This window comes from Streptomyces sp. NPDC091289, from assembly GCF_044757365.1.
Classification (GTDB): domain Bacteria; phylum Actinomycetota; class Actinomycetes; order Streptomycetales; family Streptomycetaceae; genus Streptomyces.
Map to the genome: position 1 here is coordinate 266,010 of NZ_JBIVUT010000002.1, position 14,097 is coordinate 280,106.

12 protein-coding genes are annotated in these 14,097 nt (G+C 73.4%); 3 read left to right on the top strand and 9 right to left on the bottom strand.

Annotation, left to right across the window (positions count from 1 at the left end):
* Positions 1–63: 63 nt before the first annotated feature.
* The 4 genes from ACIQPT_RS03230 to ACIQPT_RS03245 form a co-directional block, all read right to left on the bottom strand.
* On the bottom strand, positions 64–792 hold the full coding sequence (locus tag ACIQPT_RS03230) for a ferritin-like domain-containing protein (protein ID WP_401152128.1): 729 nt from the start codon (positions 790–792) through the stop codon (positions 64–66).
* 97 nt (positions 793–889) lie between these two features.
* Entirely contained in the window at positions 890–2,164 is a 1,275-nt protein-coding gene (locus ACIQPT_RS03235) for an HRDC domain-containing protein (protein WP_401152130.1), read from the bottom strand.
* A gap of 114 nt (positions 2,165–2,278) precedes the next feature.
* A complete protein-coding gene (locus ACIQPT_RS03240; protein WP_003965521.1) occupies positions 2,279–2,941 on the bottom strand; it encodes a response regulator transcription factor in 663 nt (220 codons plus the stop codon).
* 216 nt (positions 2,942–3,157) lie between these two features.
* Positions 3,158–3,814: a DUF3000 domain-containing protein gene (locus ACIQPT_RS03245; RefSeq protein ID WP_401152133.1), complete on the bottom strand. Its 657-nt coding sequence runs from the start codon at positions 3,812–3,814 to the stop codon at positions 3,158–3,160.
* Positions 3,815–3,906: 92 nt separating this feature from the next.
* Here ACIQPT_RS03245 and hemE point away from each other — a divergent pair, with 92 nt between their 5' ends.
* Positions 3,907–5,004: a uroporphyrinogen decarboxylase gene (gene hemE, locus ACIQPT_RS03250; RefSeq protein ID WP_401152135.1), complete on the top strand. Its 1,098-nt coding sequence runs from the start codon at positions 3,907–3,909 to the stop codon at positions 5,002–5,004.
* Positions 5,005–5,052: 48 nt separating this feature from the next.
* Here hemE and ACIQPT_RS03255 read toward each other — a convergent pair whose 3' ends face one another.
* Both ACIQPT_RS03255 and ACIQPT_RS03260 read right to left on the bottom strand, forming a co-directional pair.
* A complete protein-coding gene (locus ACIQPT_RS03255) occupies positions 5,053–6,441 on the bottom strand; it encodes an FAD-dependent oxidoreductase (RefSeq protein ID WP_401152137.1) in 1,389 nt (462 codons plus the stop codon).
* Positions 6,442–6,491: 50 nt separating this feature from the next.
* Positions 6,492–7,472 carry a DUF4349 domain-containing protein gene (locus ACIQPT_RS03260; RefSeq protein WP_401152546.1) on the bottom strand — a complete coding sequence of 327 codons (981 nt, stop codon included), beginning with the start codon at positions 7,470–7,472 and terminating at the stop codon, positions 6,492–6,494.
* A gap of 135 nt (positions 7,473–7,607) precedes the next feature.
* Between ACIQPT_RS03260 and hemG the strand changes: the two genes are divergently transcribed.
* A complete protein-coding gene (gene hemG / locus ACIQPT_RS03265; RefSeq protein ID WP_401152140.1) occupies positions 7,608–9,071 on the top strand; it encodes a protoporphyrinogen oxidase in 1,464 nt (487 codons plus the stop codon).
* A gap of 4 nt (positions 9,072–9,075) precedes the next feature.
* On the top strand, positions 9,076–9,804 hold the full coding sequence (hemQ, locus tag ACIQPT_RS03270) for a hydrogen peroxide-dependent heme synthase (RefSeq protein WP_401152141.1): 729 nt from the start codon (positions 9,076–9,078) through the stop codon (positions 9,802–9,804).
* Positions 9,805–9,964: 160 nt separating this feature from the next.
* Here hemQ and ACIQPT_RS03275 read toward each other — a convergent pair whose 3' ends face one another.
* The 3 genes from ACIQPT_RS03275 to ACIQPT_RS03285 form a co-directional block, all read right to left on the bottom strand.
* Entirely contained in the window at positions 9,965–11,527 is a 1,563-nt protein-coding gene (locus tag ACIQPT_RS03275) for an alpha/beta hydrolase (RefSeq protein WP_401152144.1), read from the bottom strand.
* A 128-nt stretch (positions 11,528–11,655) separates the two neighbouring features.
* Complete coding sequence (locus tag ACIQPT_RS03280; protein ID WP_401152146.1) at positions 11,656–12,663, bottom strand: TIGR04222 domain-containing membrane protein; 1,008 nt, start codon at positions 12,661–12,663, stop codon at positions 11,656–11,658.
* Between the two features lie 6 nt (positions 12,664–12,669).
* Complete coding sequence (locus tag ACIQPT_RS03285) at positions 12,670–14,028, bottom strand: DUF692 domain-containing protein (protein WP_401152548.1); 1,359 nt, start codon at positions 14,026–14,028, stop codon at positions 12,670–12,672.
* Positions 14,029–14,097 lie beyond the last annotated feature (69 nt).

A 14,097-nucleotide genomic window follows, 5' to 3' on the forward strand; every position in this document is an offset into this window, starting at 1 on the left:
CCGGTCCGACGGGCGGCACAGGCCTTCCCGGGCGCCCCAGCCGTACGTTCCCGACACCGCCGCTCACCGCATGGACGCCGCGATCGGCCCCGAGGACCGGACCACCTCCGCCACGAAGCGGCCCCGGCCGACCCCCAGCCGCCGCAGCGCGGGACCGTGGTCCACGGCCACCACCACCGACGCCGCGGCCAGGGCGGCCCGCCACCCGGAGGTCACCAGGACCCGCACCGGCGGCGGCAGCGGGCGCAGTGCCCGGCGCAGCCGGTGACAGTGGAAGGGCACATGCCGCTCCTCGTCCGCCAGGATCCGCGCCGCCACCTCCCGCGTCAGTGCGTCCTCGCCGCCGTCCCGCAGGGCCCGGTAGTACCGCAGCGCGACCGTCTCCGCGATCATCAGGACCAGCAGTTCGAGGCGGAGTCCCAGCGCTCGGCGCAGCGTCACGAAGATCCGGTCGCTCCAGTGCGAGGCGATCACCGGCGCCCCGCCCGAGGCGAGCAGGAGCGCCAACAACCTGGCGTGATTTCGCTCCTCCGCGACGAACATCCGCACCGCCGACGCGTACGCTGCGTCACCGGCCGCCTCCGCTTTGGTGATCAGCTCGGCTCCGTCGCCGTCCTCGCCGACCTGGAAGCGCTGCACACTGCGCCGGATCGCGGGGTGCGGCTCCACCCCGGTCCGCCAGTCCGGATCGCCCCGCTCCGCGCGCTCCAGCCGCGCGGCCTCGAACGCGCGGATCCAGTCGCCGTACGCCGCGCTGTCCGTGCCCCTGCCCGCGTCCCTGCCCGTGTCCATGCTCGTCCCCCGTAGCCCCGCCGATTCCTGTGGTTCCCGCCGGAAAGTCAAACACCCCCCGGCCGACGGCCGGGGGGTGTTCGGGGGTGCGTACGGCTCAGGCGCCGGCGGCCAGCGCCCGGACCAGGAGCGGGGCGACCTGCTGGATCTGCCAGTTCCGCGCCCCGTATCCGGCGAGGGTGTCCTCGACGGCGCCCGGGGTCGGGTTGGCCGGCGGCTCCCAGCAGACCCGGCGCACGGTGTCCGGGGTGATCAGGTTCTCCTGGGGCATGTGCAGGCGTTCGGCCAGCTCGGAGACGGCGGTGCGGGCGGCCGAGAGCCGGGCGGCGGCGGCCGGGTCCTTGTCGGCCCAGGAGCGCGGCGGAGGCGGTCCGGCCGGCTGCTGACCGGGCTGCGGCAGCTCCACCTCGGGCAGCGCCCTGGCCCGGTCCACGGCCGCCTGCCACTGCTCCAGCTGACGGCGTCCCATGCGGTGGCCGAATCCGGGCAGCGCGGTGAGGGCCTGCACATCGAGCGGCAGCGCGAGCGCGGCCTCGACGATCGCGGCGTCGCCGAGCACCTTGCCCGGTGAGACGTCACGGCGCTGGGCGACCTGGTCACGGGTGGTCCACAGCTCCCGGACGACGGCCATCTGACGGCGGCGGCGCACCTTGTGCATGCCCGAGGTGCGGCGCCAGGGGTCCTTGCGGGGCGGTGCGGGCGGCGCGGAGGCGATGGCGTCGAACTCCTCCCGCGCCCACTCCAACTTGCCCTGCCGGTCCAGCTCCTCCTCCAGCGCGTCGCGCAGGTCGATCAGGAGCTCCACGTCGAGCGCGGCGTAGCGCAGCCAGGGCTCGGGCAGCGGGCGGGTGGACCAGTCGACCGCGGAGTGGCCCTTCTCCAGGGCGTACCCGAGGACGTTCTCCACCATCGCGCCGAGGCCGACGCGCGGGAAGCCCGCGAGCCGTCCGGCCAGCTCGGTGTCGAACAGGGAGGTGGGCGTCATGCCTATGTCCCGCAGGCACGGCAGGTCCTGGGTGGCGGCGTGCAGGATCCACTCGGTGCCGCTCAGCGCGGAGCCGAGGCCCGAGAGGTCGGGGCAGCCGACCGGGTCGACGAGGGCGCTGCCGGCGCCCTCGCGGCGCAGCTGTACGAGGTAGGCGCGCTGGCCGTAGCGGTACCCCGAGGCGCGCTCGGCGTCGACGGCCACCGGGCCGGTGCCCGCGGCGAAGGCAGCGATGACCTCGGCGAGGGCATCGTCGGACGTCACCACCGGGGGAATGCCCTCGCCGGGTTCGAGCAAGGGGATCGGCGCCGGGGCGACGTCGTCCGGGGGAGCGCCCCCGGTGGTTCGCAGTGAAGTGTCTGCTGCGGTCTCTTGGGCGTCGGTCACGTGTCAAGGGTATCTGTGTATGCACGGAGCCCGTCGACGGAACGTTCCGTCGACGGGCGGCCATGCACGTATTCCAGCCGGAGACGCATCGGTGCACGTCCCGGCGGGGTGCGGTCAGTGGATGATGCCCGTCCGCAGGGCGACCGCGACCATTCCGGCACGGTCGCCCGTGCCGAGCTTGCGGGCGATGCGGGCGAGGTGGGACTTGACGGTCAGGGCGGAGAGGCCCATCGAGACGCCGATGGCCTTGTTGGACTGGCCTTCGGCGACCAGGCGGAGCACCTCCACCTCACGTCCGGACAGTTCGCGGTAGCCGCCCGGGTGGCTCGGGGAACCGGGAGGCCTGCGGTGCATACGGGCGGCGTTGGCGCCGATGGGGGCGACGCCGGGGCGGGTGGGGTGGCCGATGTTGGTTCGGGTGCCGGTGACGACGTAGCCCTTCACGCCGCCCGCGAGGGCGTTGCGAACGGCGCCGATGTCGTCGGCGGCGGAGAGGGCGAGACCGTTGGGCCAGCCTGCGGCACGGGTCTCGGACAGCAGGGTCAGCCCGGAACCGTCGGGCAGGTGGACGTCGGCAATGCAGATGTCGCGCGGGTTGCCGACGCGGGGGCGTGCCTCCGCGATGGACGACGCTTCGATGACGTCACGTACTCCGAGGGCCCACAGATGGCGGGTGACGGTGGAACGGACGCGCGGGTCGGCCACGACGACCATGGCCGTCGGCTTGTTCGGGCGGTAGGCGACCAGGCTTGCGGGCTGCTCAAGGAGAACGGACACCAGGCCTCCTGGGGGGAGTGGCGGGACGGGCCGGCTCGGGGGATGAAGCCGGGGGGCGAACCGTGCTTGAAGGGTCATTGACCTCTTCGGCAGCGGGCCCGTCCTCCTTTAGGGGAAGATCACGATTTGGTGAGTAACAATTCGGGCAAATAGGACGCGCGATCGATTGTACGAAAAGAGAGCCGGTGCTTGTGCGATACGGGTGACGGAGTGTTACTAAACCTGCGGCCCGCGCCGCTGCGGCAGCGTCACCACCGCCGCGTCCGCCGGATCCGACGGCGGCAGTCCCGCGATCTGGCACAGCAGATCGCCCCAGGCCATCAGGTGCGACGCCGCGTCCGGCACCCCGCCCCGCCCCTCGCGCGGCGTCCACGAGGCGCGGATCTCGATCTGGGTCGCCGGACGGCGCTCGGACAGCGCACCGAAGTAGTGCGATCCGGCGCGTGTCACCGTTCCGCCGGCCTCTCCGTACGACAGCCCCCGCGCGTCCAGCGCACCCGTCAGCCAGGACCAGCACACCTCCGGGAGCAGCGGGTCCGCCGCCATCTCCGGCTCCAGCTCCGCCCGGACCAGCGTCACCAGCCGGAACGCGCCCTGCCAGGCGTCGTGCCCCGCCGGATCGTGCAGCAGGACCAGCCTGCCGTCCGCGAGATCGTCCTCGCCGTCCACCACCGCCGCCTCCAGGGCGTACGCGTGCGGCGCGAGGCGCTGGGGCGGCCTGGTCACCTCCACCTCCAGCTCCGGGCGGAGGCGTGCGGAGCGCAGCGCTTCGACCGCCGCCTGGAACGCGGGCGGTACGGAAGGACCCTCCGCGCGTTCCTTGCTTTCAACGCCGTCGGAATGATCGGAAAATTGTCCCTGAGCCGGAGCCATGCGGGGAAGAGTAGGCGGAAGGCGGGCCTCGCGCAGGGAGAGACACCCGTGCGGGGCCGGGCTCCTTCGGCCCGCGTGCGAAGATTCTGTGCGTGAGTGCCAACGACAGCCCTTCGGGCCAGCAGACGACGACCTCCGCCAGCCTCGACGCGGTCCGCCACGCCACCCACGACTCGGCGTTCCTCCGGGCCTGCCGCCGTGAACCCGTCACCCACACACCGGTCTGGTTCATGCGTCAGGCGGGGCGCTCGCTGCCCGAGTACCTGAAGGTCCGCGAGGGCATCGCGATGCTCGACTCCTGCATGATGCCGGAGCTGGTCGCCGAGATCACCCTGCAGCCCGTGCGCCGCCACAAGGTCGACGCCGCGATCTACTTCAGCGACATCGTCGTGCCGCTCAAGGCCATCGGCATCGACCTCGACATCAAGCCCGGCGTCGGCCCGGTCATCGCCGAACCGATCCGCACCCGCGCCGACCTGGCCCGGCTGCGCGACCTCACCCCCGAGGACGTCCCGTACGTCACCGAGGCCATCGGGATGCTCACCGCCGAGCTGGGGGCCACCCCGCTCATCGGCTTCGCCGGGGCCCCCTTCACCCTGGCCAGCTACCTCGTCGAGGGCGGCCCCTCGCGCAACCACGAGCGCACCAAGGCCATGATGTACGGCGACCCGCAGCTCTGGGCCGACCTCGTGGACCGGCTCGCCGAGATCACCGGCGCCTTCCTCAAGGTGCAGATCGAAGCCGGCGCCTCCGCCGTCCAGCTCTTCGACTCCTGGGTCGGCGCACTGGCCCCCGCCGACTACCGCCGCGCCGTGCTGCCCGCCTCCGCGAAGGTCTTCGACGCCGTCGCCCCGTACGGCGTCCCCCGCATCCACTTCGGCGTCGGCACCGGCGAACTCCTCGGCCTGATGGGCGAGGCCGGCGCGGACGTCGTCGGCGTCGACTGGCGGGTCCCGCTGGACGAGGCCGCCCGCCGCGTCGGCCCCGGCAAGGCGCTCCAGGGCAACCTCGACCCGGCCGTGCTCTACGCGCCGACCCCGGCCGTCGAGGAGAAGACCCGCGAGGTGCTGGACGCCGCAGCCGGTCTGGAGGGCCACATCTTCAACCTGGGCCACGGCGTCATGCCGACCATGGACCCGGACGCGCTCACCCGGCTCGTGAGTTACGTGCACGAGCAGACCGCGCGCTGAACGACCGGTCGTACCGGGGGCCGGCCCGAAGAACCGGCCCCCGGGGCCTCAGCTCCCCGCGCCCCGCACCGCCGCCACCGTCTTGCGCGCGGCGACCAGCACCGGGTCCCAGACCGGCGAGAACGGCGGGGCGTAGCCCAGGTCGAGCGCCGTCATCTGCTCCACCGTCATCCCGGCCGTCAGCGCCACCGCCGCCACGTCCACCCGCTTCGCCGCCCCCTCGCGGCCGACGATCTGCACCCCGAGCAGCCGGCCCGTGCGGTGCTCCGCGATCATCTTCACCGTCATCGGCTTCGCCCCCGGGTAGTAGCCCGCCCGCTGCGTCGACTCGATGGTCGCCGTGACATAGCGCAGCCCGACCGCACGGGCGTCCTTCTCCCGCAGCCCGGTCCGGGCGATCTCCAGGTCGCAGACCTTGCTCACCGCCGTACCGACCACACCCGGGAACGTGCCGTAGCCGCCCCCGACGTTGGAACCGATCACCTGGCCGTGCTTGTTGGCGTGGGTGCCCAGCGCGATGTGCCGGGTGCGGCCCGCCACCAGGTCCAGGACCTCCACGCAGTCGCCGCCCGCCCAGATGTTGTCGTGGCCCACCACCCGCATCGACAGGTCCGTGAGCAGTCCGCGGTGCGGCCCGACCGGCAGCCCGGCCTCGCGCGCCAGCTCCGTCTCCGGCTCCACGCCGATGCCGAGGACCACCACGTCCGCCGGATACGTCCCCGCGTCCGTCGCCACCTCGCTCACCCGCCCGTCCGGACCGGTCAGGATCTCGGTGACCGCGGCCCCGTTGACCGTGGTGATGCCAAGACCGTCCATCGCGTCATGGACCAGCCGCCCCATGTCCGGGTCGAGCGTCGCCATCGGCTGCTCGCCCCGGTTCAGGACGGTCACCTCGAAGCCCCGCTTGAGCATCGCCTCGGCCATCTCGACGCCGATGTACCCCGCGCCCACCACGACCGCCCGGCGCCTCTCCCTGCCGCCCAGGGCGTCCAGCGAGTCCAGCAGCGCCTGCCCGTCGTCCAGGGTCTGCACGCCGTGCACCCCGGCCGCGTCCATGCCGGGCAGCGCCGGGCGCACCGGACGGGCCCCGGTGGCGATCACCAGCTTGTCGAAGCCCGTCCAGTACGTCCGCCCGCTCTCCCGGTCCAGCGCTTTCACCCGCCGCCCGGCCACGTCCAGCTCGGTCACCTCGGTCCGCATCCGCAGATCGATGTCCCGCTCCCGGTGCTCCTCGGGGGTGCGGGCGATCAGGTCGTCGCGGGTCCCGACGTCGCCGCTCACCCAGTACGGGATGCCGCAGGCGGAGTACGAGGTGAAGTGGCCGCGCTCGAAGGCGACGATCTCCAGCGCGTCCGTCCCCTTCAGTCTGCGCGCCTGTGACGCGGCGGACATGCCCGCCGCGTCACCGCCGATGACCACCAGTCGCTCCGCTGCCATGCCGGGTCCCTTTCGCCGTACCAGCCGTCAGGGAGCCCACGCTACGGCGCTCAGGGCGCCGGAGTGCCCTCCGCCTCCGCCTCGGGCCGGGGCGCCGCCGGGGCCCTGCGGGCCGCCCGCCGGGCGTGCAGCACCCGCCAGACCAGCAGCGCCAGGACCCCGGTGACCAGGAACGGGAACGCGGCCCCGAACGCCACCGCGATCCACCGCAGCACCGTCACGAACGCGTCCCAGCCGCCGCCCAGCGCGTCCAGGAACCCCGGGTCGTCCTCCTTCTCCCCGTCGTCGCCCGGGGCGTCCGGCGGGGTCAGGTCCAGGGTGATCGTCGCCAGCGAGGTGCGGTCCTTCAGGCTCGCCTGCTGGGCCAGCAGCGACTCCAGGTCGGACTGACGGCTGCTCAGCTCACCCTCCAGGGCGACCACATCGCTGATCCGCTCCGCCTTGTCCATCAGCTCCCGCACCCGCGCCACGCTCGCGCGCTGCGTGGCGATCCGGCTGTCCACATCGACCACCTGGTCGGTGACGTCCTTCGCGTTGGAGGTGCGCGAGAGCAGCTTCCCGGAACCGGAGAGTTCCCGCAGCACCTCCTGGAACCGGTCCTGCGGCACCCGCAGCACCAGGTGCGAGGTCTCGTACGTGTCGTCGAGCCGCTCGGTGTTCTCCGTCGCCACCAGGCCGCCCGCGCCCTCCGCGGTGGCGCGCGCGGCGGCGACGGACTTCGGCACGCTCTTCACCTCGACGGACAGGGTCGCCGTGCGGATGACATGGGTGCCCGCGGCCCCGGGCTTCGGTGCCGCCTTGTTCCCCGCCGCCTTCCCGTCCGGCTGCTTCTCGGCGGAGGAGGCGGCGGGCCCGTCCTCGTTCGTGAACCCCTCACGCGGGGCGGCCTTCCCGTCCGCCGCCTTCGCGCCGCTGTCCGAGGCGTCGCCCGCCGCGCAGCCGCCGACGGCGAGCAGGAGGCCGAGCGCCCCGGCCACGAGCACCGCACGCATGCGGGCGAAGGATCGATCGGTACTGCCGGTCCTATCCATAGCTTCCATAACGGGTCCCCCCAGGACGGTGGTTGATGGTGCCGGTTCGACGTGGCGGCTCCGGAACCGGTTGCCGGTGGGCGGTTTCGAAGTGGTCACGGTCAGCGCTCGGTGCGGGTTTGAGAGAGTGGACCCATGCAGCGTTCTCAACAGCGTGCGGAAACGCCCCCGGGCCACGTCGTCGTCATCGGCGGCGGCATCGCCGGCCTGGCCGCCGCCCACCGCCTGGTCGCCACCGGACTGCGGGTCACCCTCCTGGAGGCGACGGACCGGCTCGGCGGCAAGCTCATGACCGGCGAGATCGCGGGCGTCCAGGTCGACCTGGGGGCCGAGTCGATGCTCGCCCGGCGCCCCGAAGCGGTCGCCCTGGCCCAGGAGGTGGGCCTCGCCGACCGGCTCCAGCCGCCCGCCACCGCCACCGCCGCGCTCTGGACCCGCGACGCGCTGCGCCCCATGCCCAAGGGCCACGTCATGGGCGTCCCCGGCGACCCGGCGGTGCTCGGCGAGGTGCTGTCACCCGAGGGCCTGGCCCGGATCGCCGAGGAGCGCGATCTCACCCCGACCCCCGTCGGCGACGACGTCGCCGTCGGCGCGTACGTCGCCGACCGGCTCGGCCGCGAGGTCGTGGACCGGCTGGTGGAGCCCCTCCTCGGCGGGGTCTACGCCGGCGACGCCTACCGGATCTCCATGCGCGCCGCCGTCCCCCAGCTCTTCGAAGCGGTGAAGGAAGGCGGCCCGCTGCTGGCGGCCGTGGGCCGCATCCAGGAGCGCGCGGCGGCCCGGCAGCAGACCGGGCCCGTCTTCCAGGGCATCGAGGGCGGCATCGGCACCCTCCCGGACGCCGTCGGCGACGCCGTACGGGCCGGGGGCGGCGAGATCCTCACCGAGACCCCCGTCCTGGGCCTGACCCGTACGGAAACGGGCTGGGCCGTCCGCACCGACACCCGGACCATCACCGCCGACGGCATCGTCCTGGCCACCCCCGCCTGGTCCGCCGGCACCCTGCTGGCCGCCGAGTCCCCGGCCGCATCCGCCGAGCTGTCCGGCGTCGAGTACGCCTCGATGGCCCTGGTCACCCTGGCCTTCCGGCGGGCCGACATCGAGGCGTACGAGACCCTGCGCGGCCGCTCCGGCTTCCTCGTACCGCCGGTCGACGGCCACACGATCAAGGCGTCCACCTTCTCCAGCAACAAATGGCAGTGGGTGGCCGACGCGGCCCCCGACCTGTTCGTGCTGCGCACGTCCGTCGGCCGGTACGGCGAGGAGGACCACCTGCACCGCGAGGACGAGGAACTCGTCTCCGTCTCCCTGCGCGACCTCGCCGCGGCCACCGGCCTCACCGCCCGGCCCGTCGACACCGAGGTCACCCGCTGGATCGGCGGCCTGCCGCAGTATCCGGTCGGCCACCACACCCGGGTCGCCCGGATCCGCGACGAGGTCGCCAAGCTCCCCGCGCTGCGGGTCTGCGGGGCCGTCTACGACGGCGTCGGCATCCCCGCCTGCATCGCGAGCGCCCACCGGGCGGCCGACGAGATCACCAGGGAGATCATCGCCACGCCGACCCTGGTTCGGGGCACGGGGAGCGAGGCGGGACAATAGCCGTATGAGTGCTCCTGAGACTGTGACATCAAGCAAGAGTCCGAACGCCGGCAAGAAGGCCAAGGACCTCAACGAGGTCATCCGCTACACCCTGTGGTCGGTCTTCAAACTGCGCGATGTCCTCCCGCTGGACCGCGCGGGATACGCCGACGAGGTCCAGGAGCTGTTCGACCAGCTCGCGGCCAAGGACATCACCGTCCGCGGCACCTACGACGTGTCCGGTCTGCGGGCCGACGCCGACCTCATGATCTGGTGGCACGCCGAGACCTCGGACGAGCTCCAGGAGGCGTACAACCTCTTCAGGCGCACCAAGCTCGGCCGCGCGGTCGACCCGGTCTGGTCGAACATGGCGCTGCACCGGCCGGCCGAGTTCAACAAGTCGCACGTCCCGGCGTTCCTCGCCGACGAGACGCCGCGCGACTACATCAGCGTCTACCCCTTCGTCCGGTCCTACGACTGGTACCTGCTGCCCGACGAGGACCGCCGCCGCATGCTCGCGGACCACGGCAAGATGGCCCGGGGCTACCCGGACGTCCGCGCCAACACCGTCGCCTCGTTCTCGCTGGGCGACTACGAGTGGGTCCTCGCCTTCGAGGCGGACGAGCTGTACCGCATCGTCGACCTGATGCGTCACCTGCGCGCCTCCGAGGCACGTCTCCACGTGCGCGAGGAGGTCCCGTTCTACACGGGCCGCAGGAAGAGCGTCGCAGACCTGGTGGCCGGGCTCGCATAACCAGCGAGTCCCGCACCACCCCAACCCGGAAGATCAGAAGGGCGGGCACCGGGCACCGACCGTGCCGTCCGCCTCTCCAGCGACACCGGGTTCGGCTTCGGGGGCCGTCGCACCATCACGGTGCGGCGGCCCCCGCTCCGTACGCCCGCCGACCGCCCCGTCAGTCCAGCGACACCGGGTTCGGCTCCGGATGCGCGGCGCAGTCCGCACCCCGCCCCGGGGTCTCACCGGTCAGCAGATACCGGCGCAGATGGTCGTCCACGCAGGTGTTCCCGGCCCCGCCGATGCCATGCGTCCCGGCGTCCCGCTCGGTGACCAGCGACGATCCGGGCAGCCGCTTCCGCAGCTCCAGCGCCCCCTTGTACGGGGTCGCCGCGTCCCGCTCCGCCGCCAGGATCAGCACCGGCGGCAGCTCGCCCCACTTGGTCCCCACCTCCATCGGCCGCTGCCGGGGCGCGGGCCAGAACGCGCACGGCAGGTTGGTGAAGGCGTTGTCCCAGGTCTCGAAGGGCGCGACGCGCGCCAGGTCCGTATGGTCGCGGTCCCACACCTCGAAGTCCTCGGGCCACGGCGCGTCGTTGCACTCGACCGCCGTGTACACCGCCTGGGCGTTCTCGTTGTCCTTGGCCGCCACCGCGCGCGGGGAGGCCTGCGCGACCAGCGGCTCCGGATTGCCGCGCACGTACTCCGACAGCGCCGTCGCCCGCATCGCCCAGTAGTCGTCGTAATAACCGGCCCCCAGGAACGCCGAGTGCAGCTGTCCCGGCCCGACCTTGCCGCCCGCGGGCTTCATCGCCAGCTCGGCGCGCACCGCGTCGTAGTGCCGCTGCACCGACTCGGGCGTGGTCCCCAGGTGGTAGACGTCGTCGTGCTTGGCCACCCAGTGGCGGAAGTCCGCCCAGCGCGCCTCGAAGGCCAGCGACTGGCCCATGTTGGAGCGGTACCAGATCTGCTCCGGGGACGGATCGACCACCGAGTCGAAGACCATGCGCCGTACGTGGGAGGGGAACAGCGTCGCGTACAGCGCGCCGAAGTACGTCCCGTAGGACGCCCCCATGAACGTCAGCCGGCTCTCGCCGAGCGCGGCCCGCAGGACGTCCAGATCACGGGCGTTGTTCAGCGAGGTGTAGTGCCGCAGCGTCTCGCCCGCGTGCTCCGCGCAGCCCTGCGCGTACGCCTTCGCGCGGGCGACGCGCCGCTCCTTGTACTCCCGCGTCGGGTGCGTCGGCGCGTCCGTCGGGCCCTTCGTGTACGCGGCGGGGTCCTGGCAGGTCAGCGGGGCGGAGGAGCCGTTCACCCCGCGCGGGGTGTAGCCGACCAGGTCGTACGCCTCGGCGATCTCCTTCCACTCCGGCATCTCCCCGGCCAGCGGGAACGTGATGCTGGACGCGCCGGGGCCGCCCGGGTTGTAGACGAACGCGCCCTGCCGCTCCTTCGCCGGGCCGGTGGCGGGGGTGCGGCTGACGGTCAGTTCGAGCTGCCGCCCGTCCGGCTCGGCGTAGTCGAGGGGCACCTTCACCGTGCCGCACTTCAGGGAGTCCGGGAGCATCTCGTCCTCCGGGCAGGAGACGAAGTCGATCCCGGCGGCCGTGGCCCGGGCGGCGGCGATCGCGGTGCCCCGCGCCTCGGCGGAGCCCGGCCGATCCCAGGCCCCGGCCGGAGCGACGGCCAGGGCGGACAGGACCAGGGAGCCGATCGATGTGTACAGCGCAGCTGTTCTCACGCGCGGTGCCTCTCTGCGGATGCGGAGAGGGATGGTCGGGCGGCCGGGCGGTGATGTCCAGCACCGCCCCCGCATGTCCCCGGGATTGACCCCGATGGGCGGTCAGAAAGCCTGCCCCGGAAAGGAGTTCAGGAACTGCCGCCGCCGCAGCTGGACCCGCCGCCCCCTCCTCCGCAGCTGGAGCCCCCCGAGCTTCCGCAGCTCGAACCGCTGCTGCCCCCGCACCCGGAACTGCAACTGGAGCCGCCCCCGCCGGACCCTCCGCAACTGGAGCCGCCGCAGCTGGAGTCGCCGGGACCGGATCCGGCGCACCAGACCGTCGTCACGGCGACGGCGGTGACGCCCGCCGTCGTACCCCCGGCGACATACGCCGACGACCGCCCGCGCGGACCGCTCAGCCGGGCCGCCGCGGCCAGTTGGGCCTGGAGCACCGTGTCGGGCAGGGCGCGGAGCCCCAGCGTGGCGACGAGATGGGCGGGGGTCACCACATGGGCGTAGGCGGTCCGGAACTCCAGGGCGGCCCGGTGGCCCGCCTTCGTGATGCGGTGGGAGGCGGCGGCGACGATCAGCCCGCTGAATCCGCCGATCAGGACCGGCGGCAGCATCATCAGGACGAACGGGAACGGGCTGTCCTCGGTGGCGAACTGGACGAACGTCAGCACCACGCTCAGCGGCAGGGCGGCGATGCACGCCAGCCCCTGGATCATCGCCCACCGCCGCAGCGGCCGGCTCTCCACGGGCGACACGAGCAGCCCGCGCGCGGCGAGCCCGTCACCGATCTCCTGGACCGCGGGGTGCCGCATCACCGCCTCCCGCAGAACGTGCAGAGCACCGTTCGGCGCGGCGGCCAGCTCCTGGAACACCGCGCGTTCCACCGGGTCGTTCGCCTGCGCCCGCTGGACGCCGACGATGCCGGGCCCGCCGACGACCAGCCGGCCGTCCGCGTGCAGGGCGCTCAGCGCGGTGTCCACGACCCTGGCCGGGCCGCCGTTCAGGAACGCGGCCTCGTACAGATCGTGGAGGGCGACGCCGGGGGCCGGGCGGGGGCGGCGGGCCCGCCCGCTCACGGCCTTGACGACGAGTGCCACCGAGGAGACGGCGACCACGACGGTCACCAGCAGAGCCAGCACGTACACAGCGGATCACTTTCCCACGAGGGCGGCCCGGGCCGCCCGGACCAGTCGGGTGGCACGGCGCGGCGGCCGGGCGCCCGACCGGTCCTGCCACCAGTACGTCAGCCGGCGCCGCGCCGCCGGATCGGCGGGACCGCCCGCGATGAGCACGTGCTCCGCGAAGTCCAGGGCGTCGCGCCGGTACCCGCCGGACATCGGCCGGCTCCCGGCGTACGCGAGGAACGCGGCCCGGTAGCCGTCGCCGAGGATCTCCGGCAGCTCCGGCGCGACCTTGGCGACGACGTCCGCGCGCTTGGCGGCCAGCGCCCGGCTCTGCACCCGCAGCCGCCGGGGGTCGAAGCCCTCGGGGGCCGGGGTCCCCGCCACCAGCGCGGAGAGCAGCGCGGTCTGCGCGACGGCGGTACGGTCACGGGTCCCGGCGGGCACGGGGGCGGGGGTGCTCGTGAGTTCACGGGCTTCGGCCGAAACGGCTTCGGCGACGTCTGTACGTTCACCGGCCACGGCGACGCCCGTACGCTCACCGGCTGCGGCCGTCGCGGGAACGGTCGCCGCCCGTCGCAGCGTCGCCCGGATCGCGTCCAGTTCGCCCGCCAGCTCCCCGGCCGGCGGGAACGCGTCGTCCCGCTCCAGCAGCACGCCCGGCGGGTCGACCCGGGAGCGCAGCTCGGCCAGCACCTCCAGGACGGGAGCGGTCACCGGGTGCGCGTGCGTGTCGTGCCAGACGCCGTTCCGCTCGACCCCGCCCGCCACATGGACGTACGCGATGGCCTCCACCGGCAGCTCGTCCAGCGCCTTCGCCGGATCCTGGCCGAGGTTGACGTGATTGGTGTGCAGATTGGCCACGTCGATCAGCAGCCGTACGCCGGTCCGCTCGACCAGCTCCGCCAGGAACTGCCCCTCGGTCAGCTCCTCGTCCGGCCAGGTGATCAGCGCCGCGATGTTCTCCAGGGCGAGCGGCACCGGCAGCGAGTCCTGCGCGATCCGCACGTTCTCGCACAGCACGTCCAGCGCGTCCCAGGTGCGCGGCACCGGCAGCAGATGCCCCGCCTCCAGCCTCGGCGACGCGGTCAGCGGCCCCCCGGCCCGTACGAAAGCGATGTGCTCGGTCACCAGCGGCGTCCCCAGCAGCTCGGCGCGCGCCGCGAGAGAGGCGAGGCGACCGGGGTCGGGCCGGTCCGCGCCGCCGAGCCCCAGCGCCACCCCGTGCGGTACGACGGTCACGCCGCGCTCCCGGAGCCGTAGCAGGGAGTCCGGGAGATGGTCGGCGCAGAGGTTCTCCGCGACCGCCTCGACCCAGTCGATCCCCGCCAGCGCCTCCACCTCGTCCGCGATCTCCGGCCGCCAGCCGATGCCGATGCCCAGTTCCATGGTGTCCCCCCTGCTCACCTCGTTCTGTTCAGGGGTCATGGCCCCGTCGAGCGGCGATGAACCCGACAA

Coding starts and splice junctions, on each gene's coding strand:
- ACIQPT_RS03245 (WP_401152133.1), bottom strand. CDS start 3,814: ATGGCTCCGGCTCAGGGACAATTTTCCGATCATTCCGACGGCGTTGAA.
- ACIQPT_RS03285 (WP_401152548.1), bottom strand. CDS start 14,028: ATGGAACTGGGCATCGGCATCGGCTGGCGGCCGGAGATCGCGGACGAG.
- ACIQPT_RS03260 (WP_401152546.1), bottom strand. CDS start 7,472: ATGGATAGGACCGGCAGTACCGATCGATCCTTCGCCCGCATGCGTGCG.
- ACIQPT_RS03255 (WP_401152137.1), bottom strand. CDS start 6,441: ATGGCAGCGGAGCGACTGGTGGTCATCGGCGGTGACGCGGCGGGCATG.
- hemG (WP_401152140.1), top strand. CDS start 7,608: ATGCAGCGTTCTCAACAGCGTGCGGAAACGCCCCCGGGCCACGTCGTC.
- hemQ (WP_401152141.1), top strand. CDS start 9,076: ATGAGTGCTCCTGAGACTGTGACATCAAGCAAGAGTCCGAACGCCGGC.
- ACIQPT_RS03230 (WP_401152128.1), bottom strand. CDS start 792: ATGGACACGGGCAGGGACGCGGGCAGGGGCACGGACAGCGCGGCGTAC.